Origin of the sequence: Planifilum fimeticola, from assembly GCF_003001905.1 — a bacterium.
In the GTDB taxonomy this organism is placed as follows: domain Bacteria; phylum Bacillota; class Bacilli; order Thermoactinomycetales; family DSM-44946; genus Planifilum; species Planifilum fimeticola.
The window spans coordinates 51122-66907 of the sequence record NZ_PVNE01000003.1; the positions used below are offsets into that span (position 1 = coordinate 51122).

Sequence of the window (15786 nt, forward strand, 5' to 3'; positions counted from 1 at the left end):
GGAAATCTCCGCTCTCAGTCCTTCCATCCGGAAAACACCTTTTCCAGGGTATCCAGGATGAAAAATCTCACTTCCAACGGTTTTTCCGACGAAGCGGCCGGCGCCGCGTACGCACTGGCGGTCATCCTGCCTCCTTCCCGGGCGGGAAGGGCATCGCCGCTCTCCATGTCGATGAAGCAGAGGGGCGGAAACAGCACACACCACCAATTTCCCCCCTCCCCCTTACCGATCACGATGCGGAGGGCCTCGTACTCCCCGGCGGGATACACCCGGTTTCCGTACAATTTCGTCGGAAAGGGCACCTTGCCGTAATCCACCCTGACGGGATAATCAAATCCGTTCCGGCGCACGGTCTCATCGGCGATCGCCTGAAATTGCGGCAAGCGGCTCTTGATCAGCCTGCGGGCTTCTCCGATGTTCTCCGGTTGTTGCGCCCAACTCTCCATCTCCTGAAGGACGGCATCCCTCACCTGCCGTTTCAGCCATTGGTCCCGGGGAGCATCGCTGTTCGCCAGGATTCGCAGGCGGATCGCCTCCTCCGGAATCTCCAGCTGAACGGACGGGGATGAAGGCGTCGCTTGAGCGGTGGCGGCGATCGGCAGATCGTCCCCGTTCATCGTCCGGATTCCAATCAGGCTGACGGCGGCGGCTATAACCAACAGATAAGTGCGAACCCTCATCGGTCACCCTCCTAGCGGCAGTCCCAAAAATGAAATCTCATCCACCAGTATGGACATGCCGCCGGAGGTTTAATCATTTCGCGTCAAGATTTCGAGGCCTGACCGATCCTCCCCAGGACCACCCGCTCGATTCCCGCCAGATCGGGAAGGATGGCGACGGAAACCGGCAGCGGCATCCTTTCCAACATCTCGGCGACTCGCCGGCTCTGTCCTGCCCCCACTTCAAAGGCGACCAGGCCGGGCAAACGGAGCACATCCGGGATTTGTTCGATGATCCGGCGATAGGCATCCAGTCCGTCTTCGCCCCCATCCAGGGAGAGGCGCGGCTCGAAATCCCTCACTTGCCGCTGCAGGGCGGCGATCTCCTTCGAGGGAATGTAGGGAGGATTGGAAACCACCACATCGACCCGGACACCGCGATGCCGAAGAGGGTTCAGCCACTCCCCACGGACAAAGCGGATCCGCCCCTCCACGCCGTTTCGCCGGGCGTTGTCGCGGGCCACCTCCAGCGCCGCGGGGGAGATGTCTGTCGCCCATACGCTCCAACGGGGGCGTTCCGCCGCCAGGGTGACGGCCAAGGCCCCGCTGCCCGTCCCCACATCGCAGACGGACAGGGGACGGTCACCCCCGATCCGATCTGCCTCGCGCATCACGTTCTCCGCCAAAATCTCCGTCTCGGGGCGGGGGATCAAGACGGCGGGGGACACCCGAAAGGAGCGGCCGTAAAACTCCTGTTCCCGGAGAATGTATTGGATCGGTTCCCCGTTTGCCCGTCGATTCAACCACTCCTGCAATTTCGGCAACCGATCTTCCGGAAAGGGATCCCCCATTCCGGCAAACAGGCGGGTCCGATCCCTTCCCAAAAGGCGGCGCAAGAGCAGTTCCGCCTCAAAGAGGGCCTGATCGCACCCCCGCTTCTGCAAAAAAGAAAAAGCCCAGCGGTAGGCTTCTTCCACGGTCTTCAACGGCCCGGTTTCCATGGACTGCCCCATTTCCCGACGAGATATGGCTGTTCACCCCCGGACAGAATCACTCCGCCTGTTTCAAAAGTTCCGCCTGTTCGTTCATGGTCAGGGCGTCGATGATCTCATCCAGTTCTCCGTCCAACACCAGATCCAGTTTGTGCAGCGTGAGGCCGATGCGGTGGTCCGTCACCCGGCTTTGGGGGAAATTATAGGTTCGGATCCGTTCGCTGCGGTCCCCCGTTCCCACCTGGCTCTTGCGGGCATCCGCCACTTTGGCCTGCTCCTCCCGACGCTTCTTGTCCAGAAGCCGGGCGCGGAGGACGCGCATCGCCTTTTCCCGGTTCTTGATCTGGGATTTTTCATCCTGACAGGAGACGACAATGCCCGTCGGCAGATGGGTGATGCGGACGGCGGACTTGGTGGTGTTGACGCTCTGCCCCCCCGGTCCGCTGGAGCAGAAGGTATCGATGCGGATGTCCTTCTCGTTGATCTCCACATCCACCTCTTCCGCCTCGGGAAGCACGGCCACCGTCGCCGTCGACGTGTGGATCCGTCCGCCGGACTCGGTGGCGGGCACCCGCTGCACCCGGTGGGCACCGCTCTCAAACTTGAGCCGGCTGTAAGCCCCCCTTCCCTGGACGGAGAAAATCACTTCCTTGAATCCGCCCAGACCCGTGGAGTTCAAATCCATGATCTCCGTTTTCCAACCTTGCCTTTCGGCATAGCGGGTATACATCCGAAAAAGGTCCGCGGCAAATAGGGCCGCCTCCTCCCCGCCCGCCGCCGCCCGGATCTCCACGATCACGTTTTTCTCGTCATTGGGATCCTTGGGAAGCAGCAAGAGACGAATTCGCTCCTCCAACTGTTCCTTCCGGCCGGACAGCCCGTCGATCTCTTCCCGGACCCACTCGCGCATTTCGCTGTCCAGCTTTTCCTCCAGCATGGAGCGCGCCTCGTCCAATTGATCCAATACTTTCCGGTATTCGCAGGCGGCCCGGTAGATTTCCTCCAGATCCGCCTGTTCCTTGGAAACCTTGCGAAGCCGCTCGGGATCCCCGATCACCTCGGGATCGCAGAGCAGACGACTCAGCTCCTCATATCGCTCGCAAATTGAATTCAATCGCTCTAACACCAGGGTCACTCCCGTGCGATACACCTGTGATTTTCAAAGAATCCCGGATCCCGGTTTTCACGAAGACACTCATTTAATTATAATACCATAAGGAATCCCGGACAGAGGGACCCTTCCGTATGCAAATTCGTAAGCAAATTAAATCAAAGGGAGATACGATCCATGATTTCGATGCTGCTGCAATTTTTGCCCTTTATCTTGATCTTGTGGCTGGCTAACATGGCCGAGGACCGGCGATATCCCGAAGCGCCCCAACTGGGAAGGGGATTCGCCATCGCCAGCTATCTGATGCTCGGGCTGATTTATGTTATGTTTTTTTTGGGCGGATTGTTTCTGCTCACACTATCCCTGTTGCCTGCAGAAATTTTGGAACCGGAACCGGAAGTCAATGTCCGGCTGTTGGGAATCGGAATTTGGGCGCCATCCCTGGTGGGGCTTTTATTTTTCATCCCCCGGGTGAGGCGATGGATCGCCCGGGCCATTCCCATCGATCCGGAGAACCCGGTACACGTGATTTCCCTCTCCATGTCGATGCTGATTATTCTTGAACTGCTGATGATTCTGGGAATCGGTTTGGAAAATCTCGCCGCCATTGGAGAATCGGAAAACCTCAGCGTCTCCATATCCGAACTGTGGACCCAGGATATCGCGATGCTGCTGCTCGGTTTGATCGGAGTGGGGTGGCTGTCCCGCAGGAAATTCGGTGAATCCCTCGCCCGCCTGGGAATCGTCAAGCCCTCCGTCCGGGAAATCGCCTTTGGCCTGGGCATCGGCTTGTTGCTGGTGGCGCTCGCCTTCGGTTTGGAATACGTGGCTGCCTTTTTCGGAATTTCGGCCGATCCGGAAGTGGAAGAGTTGACAAAGCAATTGCTCGGCTCTTTGTTTACAACGGTTCCCGGGATTCTCACCCTGGGCCTCGCCGCCGCCCTCGGCGAGGAAACCGTGTTTCGGGGAGCGCTTCAGCCGCGCTTCGGCCTGCTGCTCACCTCCATTCTCTTCGCCCTGATGCACAGCAATTACGGCTTCAGCCTCTCCACCCTGATCGTTTTCCTGGTGGGCCTCGCCCTGGGGGCGGTTCGCCTGCGGTTCAACACTTCCACCTCCATGGTGGTGCACGCCACCTACAATATCACCCTGGGCGTGCTCGCCAACGTACTGCCGGACTTTTAGACACCGCCGCCATCATGAAAAAGTACCTTTTCGGGGGCCGAAAACGGCCCCCTTTTCCTGTTCATCTCCCTCGCATCGGCAAGTGAAACCGCGAACGGGGATCGATGGTGACGGTGAAGTCATATCGGGGGAAGGCGGCCACGAGTCGGTCCCGCACTTCCTGCTCCAGGGCGGCATAACGGTCCGCTTTGATTGCCGGATCCGGAACGATCCCCAAAAACGCCCGCCCGCCGGAGATGTCCACCGCCGCATCCCTCACCCCCGGGATGCCGCGAACGATTCGCTTCATCCGGCGGGCGTCGTCGCTCTTGGTGGGTGCGTACCAGTCACCCACCCACATGTTGGGATTGGCGTTGGTGATCCCGTTGTACCCGTCATTCCGGTTGAAGCGGTGGGCGGTCGTCTGCGGACTTCGCTCGGCCTGCCCTTGATCGGCCGGTTGGCACGCCGCCGTCCCGAAAAGGAAAAAGGTACAAAATGCCACAAGCCACACCCGCTGCCTCAAGGCAAACACCTCCCTGCACTTAGTGTGCTTCAGGAGGTGGAAAAGCTGCTCGGAAATGTTTCCCGACGGAGCACTTCGTGGCAATGGCGACAACGTGCTTCATATTGCTCGGAAGCCCCGACGCGGATCACCGGGTCATCTTCCCTGACCGGCCTGCCGTCGACGATCCGCTGGGTCCGGCTGGCCGGCCCTCCGCAGCGGACACAGATGGCCTGCAACTTGGTCACAAATTCGGCTACGGCCAGCAGCGTCGGAGTCGGCCCGAACGGGCGCCCCCTGAAGTCCTGGTCCAACCCGGCGCAGATCACCCGCATTCCCTGGTCGGCCAAGCGCTGACAAACCTCGACGATGACCCCGTCAAAAAACTGCACCTCATCGATGGCCACCACCTGGCAATCGGCAGATACGGCGTCCAAAATCTCTTCGGCCCTCTGGACGGGTTGCGCTTCCATCAGCTCGCCGTTGTGGGAAGCGATCGCCTCGCTGTGGTAACGGTCATCGATCGCCGGCTTGAATACCGAGACCCGCTGCTTTGCGATCCGGGCCCGGCGGACTCGACGGATGAGTTCCTCGCTCTTTCCGGAAAACATGCCGCCGCAGATCACTTCAATCCATCCCTGCTTCTGCATATGCACCGGTGCTTGCGCCATCTCATCCCCTCCCATACTCTCTGGGCAACGCACCCGCAGGTATTGTAGCACAGGCGCACGAGGAAAATCATGGCTGCTAATCCTTTTTGCGCATAAAAAAACAAGCCTTTAAGGCTTGCCCAAGACAACGTACGTTCATTTGAGATTGTACTTTTTCTTGAACCGGTCGACCCGTCCGCCCTTGTGCACCGTTTTCTGCTCCCCGGTAAAGAAGGGATGGCAGGCGGAACAAATGTCAACGCGGATGTTTTCTTTGGTCGATCCCGTTTCAAAAGTATTCCCGCAGGCGCAGGTAACCGTTGTCAGTTTGTATTCGGGATGAATGGCCGCCTTCATCGCAATTCACCTCTTTCCAGCAGCTCAAGGGGAATAACTCCTGCATGACACGCTAAAGTATTATAGCACGAAGACAATCCCACCGCAACCGGAAAAGAGAGGTCGTTGTGCAACGGGCTGAAGCAAACCGCCTGACGGGATCAAAATCCGGCACATTCCTCCCTCAGGGAAGAACGGACAGCGGATTGACGGGCCGACCGTTCCGATGCACTTCAAAATGGAGGTGAACCCCCGTCGCATTGCCCGTTTGGCCCATGTATCCCAGGGATTGGCCCTTGCCCACCACCTGCCCCTTGCTGACGGTGATCCGGCTCAGATGGGCGTAATAGGTCACCCAGCCGTTTCCGTGGTCCACCACGACCAGATTGCCGTACCCGTTCGAATACCCGGCCTTGATGACCCGTCCGCCCAGGGCGGCGCGGATGACGTTGCTGGTCCGCTTCTCGTTCCATATGTCGATCCCGTTGTGCATGCGTCCGTTTCTCCATCCGTACCGGCTGGTGATCTGCCCCCAGACCGGCCAGCTGAAGGAAGACGCACCGGCAGCCGCAGAAGCGTGGCGCAACACCTTCCGTTTCGACCCGTTTTCCCGGCCCATCTTCGGCATCTTCACCTTGATGGGACTGGGAACGGCGATCACCTGCCCCGTGTAGACCGAGCCGGCGGCGGCCACACCCGGATTCAATTTTTTCAGCAACTTTTCGCTGGTCTTATAGGTTTTGGCCAGGGATTCCAGCGTCTCCCCCTCTTTGACCCGAACCCATTTCCGTTTCAAGGGCAGTTTCAGCACCTTGCCCACCTGTAGCAGCCTCGGATTCTTGATGCGGTTGAAGGCCGCCAATTTCCGGTAATCGACTCCGTACACCTTTCCGATCCCGTACAAGGTATCTCCCCGCTTCACCTTGTAGGTCAGCGGATTGGACTCCTTTTTGGTCGCCAAGTTGCCTTCCGCCACGCTGGAGATGGGGCTGAGGTACTGATACAGGACCGCCTGAGCCACCCGCTCGTCTTCCCATTCGGACGGGTTCATCCCACGGATGTCGTCGGCAGCATGGACCGCTTGTCCCTGCCCGCTTACCAGCCATGAAGCGGTGCACAGCGACAGGGACGACGCGACCAACGCCTTCTTGCTTGCCATCTCACCACCCCGCACGGTAAAAATGACGGAACGAAACGGAAATTCCGTTCCACTTCCCATTTCTATGCGGGGGGGAGACACCCTATGCCCACAACTTGCGAAAAATCAGGAAGCGGTGCTGGATCGCCGGGGTCGGGCCTCGAGCGTAGCCAGAAACTCCGCATTGGTTTTGGTGCCGGCCAGTTTGTTGATGAAAGCCTCGATATATTCCGGAGAATCCGTCATCGACCGGCGGAGCATCCACAGCTTTTCCAATTCCTCCTTGGACAGGAGCAACTCCTCCCGGCGCGTGCCGGAGCGGCGGATATCAATCGCCGGAAAGATCCTCCGCTCCGCCAACCGACGGTCCAGATGAACCTCCAGGTTGCCGGTTCCCTTGAATTCCTCGTAAATCACGTCGTCCATCCGGGAACCCGTCTCCACCAGCGCCGTGGCCAAAATGGTGAGACTTCCCCCCTCTTCGATGTTTCGGGCCGCTCCGAAGAAACGCTTCGGCCGGTGAAAGGCGGTGGGATCGATCCCGCCGGAAAGGGTCCGTCCGCTCGGGGGGATCACCAGGTTGTAGGCCCGGGCCAGCCGGGTGATGCTGTCCAGCAGAATCACCACATCCCGCTTGTGCTCCACCAGCCGCTGGGCCCGCTCCAGCACCAGCTCGGCCACCTTGATGTGATTCTCCGGCAGCTCGTCGAAGGTCGAACTGACCACTTCCGCCTTGACCGAACGCTGCATGTCGGTCACTTCTTCCGGACGCTCGTCGATCAGGAGGACGAACAGCTCGATCTCGGGATAATTTTCGGCGATGCTGTTGGCAATCTCCTTCAGAAGCATCGTTTTTCCCGCCTTCGGCTGGGCGACGATCAGGCCCCGCTGCCCCAGCCCGACGGGGGCGATCAGATCCATGATGCGGGTGGACAATCGGTCCGGCGTGGTTTCCAGGGTCAACTTCTTCTGGGGGTACAAGGGTGTAAGGGCGGGGAAATGAAGCCGTTCGGCAGCCTGATTGGGGTCTTCCCCGTTGACCGCCTCGACGTGAAGCAGGCCGAAATAGCGTTCATTCTCCTTCGGCGGACGCACCTTCCCGGATACCAGATCGCCGGGTCGAAGGTCAAACCGGCGGATTTGGGAAGCCGAGATGTAAATGTCCTCCGAGGAGGGAAGATAGTTGATCGGCCGCAAAAAGCCGTAGCCCTCGGGCAGAATGTCCAGAACCCCTTCCATGAACAGAAGTCCGTCCCGTTCCGCCCGGGCCTTCAGAATTGCGAAAATCAATTCTTTCTTTTTCATTTGACTGTAATAGGGAATCTGGTATTCCTTCGCCAACTTGTACAAATCGGTTAAACGGCGGTTTTCCAGATCGCTGAGCGTCATCTCCATCGCTGACTCACCACGCTATCCTTGCAGAATCAGTTCACATCCATCATATCCTGATGTGCGAAGGCTTATTCTTGCCGTCATTCCATGACCAAATTGGGTTTTTTCTTCAGCCGGTGGGTCCCTTCGATGAAGCGGACCGTTCCCGTCTTGGCCCTCATCACCAAGGAGTGGGTGGTCGCCAGATCGCCCCGGTAGCGAACTCCCCGGAGCAGTTCCCCGTCGGTCACTCCGGTGGCCGCGAAGATGGCATCATCCCCCTTGACGAGGTCCTCCATGAACAGCACCCTTTTGGGATCGTCGATCCCCATCTTGCGGCAGCGGGACCACTGCTCCTCGTTTTCGGGAACCAACCGGCCCTGGATTTCACCACCCAGGCATTTCAGAGCCACCGCCGCCAGCACGCCTTCGGGAGCCCCGCCGATCCCGTACAGGATATCCACACCCGTGTCGGGAAATCCCGTGTTGACCGCCGCAGCCACGTCGCCGTCGGGAATCAGCTTGATCCGGGCGCCGCATCGCCTGACTTCCTCAATCAACTTGTGATGGCGCGGGCGGTCGAGGATCACCACCACCAGATCGTCCATATCCTTCCCCAGTGCCCGGGCCACGGATTTCAGATTCTCCTCCACCGGCGCGTTGAGATCCACCTGTCCCGCCGCGCCGGGACCCACGGCCAGCTTCTCCATGTACATGTCGGGGGCGTGCAACAGGTTGCCCCGGTCGGCGACCGCCACGACGGCAAGGGCGTTCCACAGCCCCTTCGCCACGATATTGGTCCCCTCCAGGGGATCGACGGCCACATCCACCTCGGGGGGCGATCCCGACCCCAGCTGCTCGCCGATGTACAGCATCGGCGCTTCATCCATCTCCCCTTCACCGATCACCACGGTACCCTTCATGGGAATGGTATCGAACACCTTCCGCATCGCGGTGGTGGCCGCCTGATCCGCCTCGTCCTTCTTCCCGAATCCCATCCAACGGGCGGAAGAGACGGCGGCGGCTTCCGTCACCCGCACCAATTCCATGGTCAGACTCCGGTCCATTTTGGCATCCCTCCGCTCTTGAGCCTTTCACGTACACCACAGAGAATATACGGTCCCCGGAAAAACTGGATTGCATTTTGAATCACGCGCTATTTAATGCGGCACATTCTTTTAATATGTTACACCAATTCGGGGGAAGTGGCGAGTAAAGAATGGCGGATTAAACAGAAGCGGAGGGATGGAAGGGGATTATTCCCGCCGTACGTCGGCGCCGAGCTGCCTCAGTTTCCCGTCGATCTGCTCGTAGCCGCGGTCGATGTGATGGATGTCGGTGATGACGGTTTCTCCTTCCGCAATCAGCCCGGCCACCACCAGGGCGGCTCCCGCCCGAAGGTCCACCGCCCTCACCTGTATCCCGGTAAGGGGCGTGCCTCCCTCGATCATCGCCATCCGACCGTCGGTGCGGATCCGGGCGCCCATTCGGTTCAGTTCCAGGACGTGCCTCAGCCGTCCTTCAGAGACGTTTTCAATGACCAGGCTGGTACCCGCGGCCTGGGTCAGGAGGGTGGTGAAGGGTGGTTGTAGATCCGTGGGGAACCCCGGATACGGATGCGTTTTGATGTCCACGGGGAGAAGGGACTTCGGTCCTTTGACCGTGACCGACTCATCCCCTTCCGTCACGGGAATTCCCATCTCCCGCAGCTTGGCGGAGATCGGCTCCAGATGAAGGGGGATCACCTGATCCACGCGCACTTCCCCACCCGTCGCGGCGGCGGCGATCATATAGGTTCCCGCCTCGATGCGATCGGGGATGATCGCATGGCGGCATCCGTTCAGACGGGACGTACCGCGAATGCGTATCACGTCGGTACCCGCCCCTTTGATCCGGGCACCCATCCCATTCAAAAAGGTGGCCACATCGACGATCTCCGGCTCCTTCGCCGCATTTTCGATCACGGTCAAACCTTCGGCAAAGACCGCCGCCAACATGATGTTGATCGTCGCGCCGACGCTGACCACGTCCAAATAGATGCGGGCGCCTTTTAGCCGAGGCGCTTTCAGGTGGATCGCCCCGTCCCGCTGGGATACGGTCGCTCCCAGGGCTTCAAAGCCCTTGATGTGCTGGTCGATCGGTCGGGGGCCGAGATGGCATCCGCCCGGCAGACCGACGACGGCTTCCCCGAAACGGCCGAGCAGGGCCCCCATCAGGTAACAGGAGGCGCGCAGGCTCCGCACGCCGCCGTCGATCATCGGACGGTTGGTCACCCGGGCTGCATCCACGCTGAGGGTCGAACCCTCCACCACGACCTCGGCACCCATCCGGCGCAGAAGTTTCACGAAGACCCTCACATCGCGGATCGCCGGTACATTCTCGATGGTGCAGGGGGTCTCGGCGAGCAGTGTGGCCGGAAGAAGGGCGAGCGCACTGTTTTTGGCCCCGCTGACCGGGATGGATCCGATCAAGGGACGACCACCCTTGATCTTCAAGATTTCCATTGACGCCCTTCCTTTCGCTCATTCCCTTTTGCCCGACATCAAACCTTGGCCGCCTCGCGCTTGGCGTTTTCCCAGTCGGCCAAAAACCGTTCCACACCCTTGTCGGTCAGCGGATGGTTCACCATCTGCTTGATCACCTTGAAGGGAAGCGTCGCGATGTGGGCGCCGCTTTCCGCCGCCTGGATGACGTGAACGGGATGCCGGATGCTGGCGGCAATGATCTCCGTGTCAATTCCGTGAAGGGAGAAGATGTGGGCGACTTGTTGGATCAACTGGGTTCCGTCGTGGCTGATGTCATCGAGCCGACCGACGAAGGGACTGACGAAGGTCGCCCCCGCCCGGGCCGCCATCAGCGCCTGGTTGGCGGAAAACACCAGCGTCACGTTGGTGGGAATCCCTTTCTGGGCCAAGCGATGAACCGCCTTCAGCCCCTCCCAGGTCATCGGAATCTTGATGGTCACCCGATCCGACAGGGCGGCCAGGGGCTCCGCTTCCTTCACCATGCCGTCGGCGTCCGTGGAGAGCACCTCGGCGCTGACGGGACCTTCGGTGATCTCCAGAATCTCCTTGAGCAGCTCGACGAAGGAACGGCCCGTCTTGGCCACCAGGGTCGGGTTGGTGGTGACTCCCGACAGGATCCCCAGGGACTGCGCTTCGCGGATTTCGTTTACATCTGCGGAATCGATGAAAAGCTTCACGCTGACACCTCCGCTATCCTGGTTTCGGTGATATGGTTTCACGCTTCCGCCTCTGCCCGGGACAAAGGGGTGAAGGCTTTTCCCCGCTCCGGGTGCGGCTCAGGCCTTTCCGGAACTGCCGAAAAGGCGAATCTTCTCCTTGACTACTTCCTTGATCGCTTCCCGGGCGGGACCCAGGTATTTCCGGGGATCGATCAGATCCGGCTTTTCCGCCAACAGCCCCCGAACCTTTTGGGTGAAGGCAACCTGATTTTCCGTGTTCACATTGATTTTGCCCACTCCGAGGGAAATCGATCGGCGAATCGATTCATCCGGCACGCCGGATCCGCCGTGAAGAACGATCGGCGCCTCGATGTTTTGGGCCACCTTCTCGATGATGTCAAAGCGGATTTTCGGTTCGCCCTTGTACATGCCGTGGGCGGTCCCCACCGCGATGGCCAAGGCGTCGACGCGGGTCTCCTCCCAGAAGCGAATCGCCTCCTCCGGATCGGCGAGGTGGGCATCCTCATCGTCCACCTGCAGATCGTCCTCCACACCGCCGATGGTACCCAGCTCCCCTTCCACGGAGACGCCGACGGCGTGAGCGGCTTCCACCACTTTTTTCGTCAGGCGGATATTCTCCTCATAAGGGTAATGGGACCCGTCGAACATCACCGACGAAAATCCGGCCCGGATGCATTTCATCACCATTTCAAAGCTGCTTCCGTGGTCCAGGTGCAGCGCGACGGGCAGCCCCGATTCCTCGGCGGCCACCCGGGCCAGCGCGACCACGTTGTTCAGCCCCATGTACTTGATGGCTCCTTCACTCGCCCCGAAAATGAGCGGGGAGCGCTCTTCCTTGGCCGCCTCGATGATCGCCTGGGTGAATTCCAGGTTATTCATATTGAACTGTCCGACGGCATATCCCTCTTGTTTGGCGCGTGGGAGAAAATGGGACATCGGTACGAGCGGCATCCAAAAAACCTCCCTGTTGGTATGTGTGCGGGATCTTCCCATTGCATTATATCACTGGAGAAGGCAAGGTCCAATGACGCCTCTCCGACCCTTTTCACCCGCTAAGGCCCAACAGGCGGCGCGCCTCCCCGGGCGTGGCGATGTCCCGGTCCATCTCCCGGGCGATGCGGACGATGCGGGCCACCAGCTGGGCATTGGTGGCCAGCTGACCCTTCCGGTACCAGATGTTGTCCTCCAGCCCGACCCGGACGTGTCCGCCCAGGACGATGCCCAACACCGCCATGGGCAGCTGCGCCCGCCCGACGCCGGCCACCGTCCACGTCGCCTCCTCCGGCAGCTGTCCCACCAGATGGAGCAGGTTTTGCGCCGTGGCCGGGATGCCTCCCGGCACGCCCAGGACGAAGTCGAAATGGAGGTGACCCGTCACCAGCCCCTTTTTCACCAGGCGAAGGGCGTTCTGGATCATCCCCACATCGAAGATTTCGAATTCGGGACGGACCCCGCATTCCTGCATCACTTTCGCAAAATGTTCGATTTCCTGCGGCGGGTTGAGGAACACCCCGTCACCGAAATTGACCGTTCCCGTCGTCAGGGTGGCCATCTCCGGGCGCAACGCGACGGGCTGAAGCCGCTCCTCGGCGGTCATGCCGACGGCTCCCCCTGTAGACACCTGTATGATGATGTCGCACCGCTTGCGAATCTCCTCGATCGCCCGGCGGTAAAGCTCCCGGTCTTGACTGGGCTTTCCCTCGGCGTCCCGGACGTGGATGTGGGCGATCGCCGCCCCCGCCTCCCGGGCCTCCGCCGCCGCCTCCCCGATCTCTTCCGGAGTGACGGGCAGATGGGGGGTGTCCTCCCGGGTCACCTCCGCTCCCACCAGCGCCGCGGTGATGATCAGCTTGTCCATCTCAGTCCCCTCCACCCGAACGACGTTGACGATCCTTGGGCACGACACAGGTTCCCGAGGCCCGTGTCACCAGGATCGGCTCCTCCAGAACGCGGGCGGCCGAGGGCACCTTTGGATCGATGCCCGCCTCGATCACCTTGTAGGCGGCAAAACGCATCCGGCGGGAGGTGTTGCCCACTTTCTCCAGCCAACCGACGGCTTCGATAAAATCTCCGGCGTAGACCGGCGCGCAGAATTCGACGGAATCGTAGGCGACAAAAAGCCCTTCATCTCCGTCGTGACGGATCAAGAGCTCGGTGGCCACATCGCCGAACAGAGCCAAAATGCGCGCTCCGTCCACCAGATTCCCCCCGTAATGGGCGTCCGACTGACTGAGCCGAATGCGGATCTTCGCTTCCAACCGGGTCATCCCGTTCCCCCTCTCCATCTCCTGAAAAACCGGCGCTACGACACCAGCTGCTTGAGCACTTCCGAACGCAACTCCACAATGTCAAAGGGTTTGGTCAAATGGGCCAAAGCGCCCAGTTTCGTCGCTTCCTGAACCATATCCAGCTCTCCGTAGGCCGTCATCATGATCACCTTGGGCATCGGTTGGACGCCCTGAAGCCGGCGAAGAAACTCGATTCCGTCCATCCCCGGCATCTTCATGTCCAACAGAATCAGATCCGGATGGATTTTTTGGATCATCTCCAGAGCCACTTGCCCGTTTTCCGCCTGGTAGACACAAAAACCGTCCTTTGAAAACACCTCTTTCAGCAGGACGCGAATACCGTACTGGTCATCCACCACCAGAACTTTTTTATCCTGCAGCGACATCTTCACCCCTCCTTTAAAAAGAAGAAGGTCTCAAACTCCGATCGACTTCTCCCCGGAGCCGCCGCCTTGCTGCACCGTGCCGAATCCAGGCGGAACGGGGTATTTTCCGTCCGTGCGTCAGTCCACGCGGAAAAGAAAAAGCGGCCGAACAAGCCTTATATCTGTATACTTCGAGTTTGACCAACGTTTTCCTGCATGGGAGAAATCCGAGTTTTTTCGGGCACAAAAACGCCCCGCGGATGTTTCCGCGGGGACAAAGCGGAGGGAACTCGGGAAAATACGGGGTCCGTTTTCCCCCGGGTGTGACGCCCTCCTTGGATCGTTCTCTCCTTTCATGCCTTGATCGGATTGTCGGCATCCCGGACCACACCCGAACGCTGTCTGAGGGCGGCGGCGATGAAATCGCGGAACAGCGGATGCGGCCGGTTCGGGCGGGAGCGGAATTCGGGGTGGAACTGGGTGGCCACAAACCACGGATGGTCCTCCAGTTCGACAATCTCCATCAGACGGCCGTCCGGCGACGTCCCCGAAAAGCGGTAGCCCACCCGTTCCAGCTGTTCGCGATACTCGTTGTTAAATTCATACCGGTGGCGATGCCGCTCGTAAACCAGACCGTTTCCGTAGGCCCGCTGGGCCACACTTCCCGGCAGCAGTTTGCAGGGGAACAGGCCGAGGCGCATCGTCCCTCCCATGTCCTCGATTTCCCTCTGCTCCGGCAGGATGTCGATGACGGGGTGGGGCGTGTCCGCATCAAACTCCGAACTGTTGGCGCCATCCAGTCCCAGCAGATGGCGCGCCCCTTCGACACAGGTCATCTGCATGCCGAGGCAGATGCCCAGGAAGGGAATACGCCGTTCCCTGGCATATCGGATGGCCGAAATTTTCCCCTCGATGCCCCGATCGCCGAATCCGCCGGGAACAAGAATCCCGTCGGCTTCCCGGAGCCATTCGTCGGCGTTTTCATCGGACACATCCTCCGAGTTGACCCATCGGATCTCCACGTCGGTGTCGTTGGCAAAACCGGCGTGTTTCAGGGATTCCACCACGCTCATGTAGGCGTCGGGAAGGGAAACGTATTTGCCGACCAACGCGATCGTCGTCTTCTGGGACAGGTTTTTCACCTTGTTCACCAGGGCCTGCCACTCGGTCATGTCCGCCTCGCCGCATTCCAGCCCCAGGTGGTTCACCACGATCCGGTCCAGCCCTTCCCGCTGCAACATGAGGGGAACTTCATACAGCGTCTCCGCATCCCTCAGCTCGATCACCGCTTCCGGATCGATGTCGCAGAAAAGGGCGACCTTGCGCTTCAATTCTTCCGAAAGGGGATGCTCGGTCCGGCAGACGATCACGTTGGGCTGGATGCCGATGCTGCGCAGTTCCTTGACGCTGTGCTGGGTCGGCTTGGTCTTCAGCTCTCCGCTGGCGGACAATTTCGGTATCAGGGTGCAATGGATGTACATGACGTGGTCCCGCCCCACGTCGCTTTTGATCTGACGGATCGCTTCCAGAAAGGGCAGGCTTTCGATGTCGCCGACGGTTCCGCCGATCTCGGTGATCACCACATCGGGATGGGTTTCCCGGGCCGCCCGGAACACCCGGTCCTTGATTTCGTTGGTAATGTGGGGGATCACCTGTACCGTCGCCCCCAGATAATCGCCGCGCCGCTCCTTGTTGATCACCGCCGAATAGATCTTGCCGGTGGTCACGTTGCTGTTCTTGGTCAGATTGATATCGATGAACCGCTCGTAGTGACCCAGGTCCAGATCGGTTTCCGCCCCGTCGTCGGTGACGAAAACCTCACCGTGCTGATAAGGGCTCATGGTTCCCGGGTCCACATTGATATAGGGATCGAATTTCTGGATGGTCACCTTCAGATTGCGGTTTTTCAGCAGCCGTCCCAAGGAAGCGGCGGTGATTCCCTTGCCCAAGGAGGAAACAACCCCGCCGGTCACAAAGATGAACTTGGTCATGAAAGACCCCC

17 protein-coding genes are annotated in these 15786 nt (G+C 59.9%); 1 reads left to right on the plus strand and 16 read right to left on the minus strand.

Translation table 11 applies throughout. The features are described from left to right. Nucleotides 1-14 precede the first annotated feature (14 nt). The 3 genes from spoIIR to prfA all read right to left on the minus strand — a co-directional run bounded on the left by spoIIR (nt 15) and on the right by prfA (nt 2777). A complete protein-coding gene (gene spoIIR / locus CLV97_RS02830; RefSeq protein WP_106344013.1) occupies nt 15-680 on the minus strand; it encodes a stage II sporulation protein R in 666 nt (221 codons plus the stop codon). A gap of 83 nt (nt 681-763) precedes the next feature. Further along, a complete protein-coding gene (gene prmC / locus CLV97_RS02835) occupies nt 764-1660 on the minus strand; it encodes a peptide chain release factor N(5)-glutamine methyltransferase (RefSeq protein WP_245891341.1) in 897 nt (298 codons plus the stop codon). Between the two features lie 49 nt (nt 1661-1709). After that, a complete protein-coding gene (prfA, locus tag CLV97_RS02840; protein ID WP_106344138.1) occupies nt 1710-2777 on the minus strand; it encodes a peptide chain release factor 1 in 1068 nt (355 codons plus the stop codon). Nucleotides 2778-2939: 162 nt separating this feature from the next. On the opposite strand from prfA, the gene CLV97_RS02845 reads away from it, so the two are divergent. Continuing rightward, nucleotides 2940-3947, plus strand: coding sequence for a CPBP family intramembrane glutamic endopeptidase (locus CLV97_RS02845; RefSeq protein WP_106344015.1), 1008 nt, complete (start codon nt 2940-2942; stop codon nt 3945-3947). Between the two features lie 61 nt (nt 3948-4008). Here the strand turns inward: CLV97_RS02845 and CLV97_RS02850 are convergent, their stop codons facing one another. The 13 genes from CLV97_RS02850 to CLV97_RS02910 form a co-directional block, all read right to left on the minus strand. Next, on the minus strand, nt 4009-4452 hold the full coding sequence (locus tag CLV97_RS02850) for a hypothetical protein (RefSeq protein WP_106344016.1): 444 nt from the start codon (nt 4450-4452) through the stop codon (nt 4009-4011). A 29-nt stretch (nt 4453-4481) separates the two neighbouring features. Next, the gene (locus CLV97_RS02855; RefSeq protein ID WP_245891342.1) at nt 4482-5102 is read right to left on the minus strand and encodes a thymidine kinase; all 621 of its coding nucleotides are present in this window, start codon (nt 5100-5102) and stop codon (nt 4482-4484) included. A gap of 135 nt (nt 5103-5237) precedes the next feature. Further along, complete coding sequence (rpmE, locus tag CLV97_RS02860) at nt 5238-5438, minus strand: 50S ribosomal protein L31 (protein WP_106344017.1); 201 nt, start codon at nt 5436-5438, stop codon at nt 5238-5240. Nucleotides 5439-5601: 163 nt separating this feature from the next. Then, nucleotides 5602-6576 carry a M23 family metallopeptidase gene (locus CLV97_RS02865; protein WP_170070337.1) on the minus strand — a complete coding sequence of 325 codons (975 nt, stop codon included), beginning with the start codon at nt 6574-6576 and terminating at the stop codon, nt 5602-5604. 105 nt (nt 6577-6681) lie between these two features. Beyond that, complete coding sequence (rho, locus tag CLV97_RS02870; protein ID WP_106344140.1) at nt 6682-7944, minus strand: transcription termination factor Rho; 1263 nt, start codon at nt 7942-7944, stop codon at nt 6682-6684. A gap of 83 nt (nt 7945-8027) precedes the next feature. Further along, the gene (glpX, locus tag CLV97_RS02875) at nt 8028-8993 is read right to left on the minus strand and encodes a class II fructose-bisphosphatase (protein WP_106344019.1); all 966 of its coding nucleotides are present in this window, start codon (nt 8991-8993) and stop codon (nt 8028-8030) included. 189 nt (nt 8994-9182) lie between these two features. Then, the gene (locus CLV97_RS02880; RefSeq protein WP_106344020.1) at nt 9183-10430 is read right to left on the minus strand and encodes a UDP-N-acetylglucosamine 1-carboxyvinyltransferase; all 1248 of its coding nucleotides are present in this window, start codon (nt 10428-10430) and stop codon (nt 9183-9185) included. 38 nt (nt 10431-10468) lie between these two features. Then, nucleotides 10469-11128, minus strand: coding sequence for a fructose-6-phosphate aldolase (gene fsa, locus CLV97_RS02885; RefSeq protein WP_106344021.1), 660 nt, complete (start codon nt 11126-11128; stop codon nt 10469-10471). A 99-nt stretch (nt 11129-11227) separates the two neighbouring features. Further along, the gene (locus tag CLV97_RS02890; protein WP_106344022.1) at nt 11228-12082 is read right to left on the minus strand and encodes a class II fructose-1,6-bisphosphate aldolase; all 855 of its coding nucleotides are present in this window, start codon (nt 12080-12082) and stop codon (nt 11228-11230) included. Between the two features lie 94 nt (nt 12083-12176). Next, on the minus strand, nt 12177-12989 hold the full coding sequence (gene kce / locus CLV97_RS02895) for a 3-keto-5-aminohexanoate cleavage enzyme (protein WP_106344023.1): 813 nt from the start codon (nt 12987-12989) through the stop codon (nt 12177-12179). Nucleotide 12990: 1 nt separating this feature from the next. Continuing rightward, nucleotides 12991-13398, minus strand: a complete 408-nt coding sequence (gene kal / locus CLV97_RS02900) for a 3-aminobutyryl-CoA ammonia lyase (RefSeq protein WP_211295663.1) — start codon at nt 13396-13398, stop codon at nt 12991-12993. 35 nt (nt 13399-13433) lie between these two features. Then, nucleotides 13434-13799 (minus strand): response regulator, encoded by a 366-nt coding sequence (locus CLV97_RS02905; protein ID WP_281257576.1) that lies wholly within the window; start codon nt 13797-13799, stop codon nt 13434-13436. Nucleotides 13800-14137: 338 nt separating this feature from the next. After that, a complete protein-coding gene (locus tag CLV97_RS02910; protein WP_106344025.1) occupies nt 14138-15775 on the minus strand; it encodes a CTP synthase in 1638 nt (545 codons plus the stop codon). Nucleotides 15776-15786: the final 11 nt, after the last annotated feature.

Coding starts and splice junctions, on each gene's coding strand:
- spoIIR (WP_106344013.1), bottom strand. CDS start 680: ATGAGGGTTCGCACTTATCTGTTGGTTATAGCCGCCGCCGTCAGCCTG.
- prmC (WP_245891341.1), bottom strand. CDS start 1,660: ATGGAAACCGGGCCGTTGAAGACCGTGGAAGAAGCCTACCGCTGGGCT.
- CLV97_RS02845 (WP_106344015.1), top strand. CDS start 2,940: ATGATTTCGATGCTGCTGCAATTTTTGCCCTTTATCTTGATCTTGTGG.
- CLV97_RS02855 (WP_245891342.1), bottom strand. CDS start 5,102: ATGGCGCAAGCACCGGTGCATATGCAGAAGCAGGGATGGATTGAAGTG.
- rpmE (WP_106344017.1), bottom strand. CDS start 5,438: ATGAAGGCGGCCATTCATCCCGAATACAAACTGACAACGGTTACCTGC.
- CLV97_RS02865 (WP_170070337.1), bottom strand. CDS start 6,576: ATGGCAAGCAAGAAGGCGTTGGTCGCGTCGTCCCTGTCGCTGTGCACC.
- rho (WP_106344140.1), bottom strand. CDS start 7,944: ATGACGCTCAGCGATCTGGAAAACCGCCGTTTAACCGATTTGTACAAG.
- glpX (WP_106344019.1), bottom strand. CDS start 8,993: ATGGACCGGAGTCTGACCATGGAATTGGTGCGGGTGACGGAAGCCGCC.
- CLV97_RS02880 (WP_106344020.1), bottom strand. CDS start 10,430: ATGGAAATCTTGAAGATCAAGGGTGGTCGTCCCTTGATCGGATCCATC.
- CLV97_RS02890 (WP_106344022.1), bottom strand. CDS start 12,082: ATGCCGCTCGTACCGATGTCCCATTTTCTCCCACGCGCCAAACAAGAG.
- kce (WP_106344023.1), bottom strand. CDS start 12,989: ATGGACAAGCTGATCATCACCGCGGCGCTGGTGGGAGCGGAGGTGACC.
- kal (WP_211295663.1), bottom strand. CDS start 13,398: ATGACCCGGTTGGAAGCGAAGATCCGCATTCGGCTCAGTCAGTCGGAC.
- CLV97_RS02910 (WP_106344025.1), bottom strand. CDS start 15,775: ATGACCAAGTTCATCTTTGTGACCGGCGGGGTTGTTTCCTCCTTGGGC.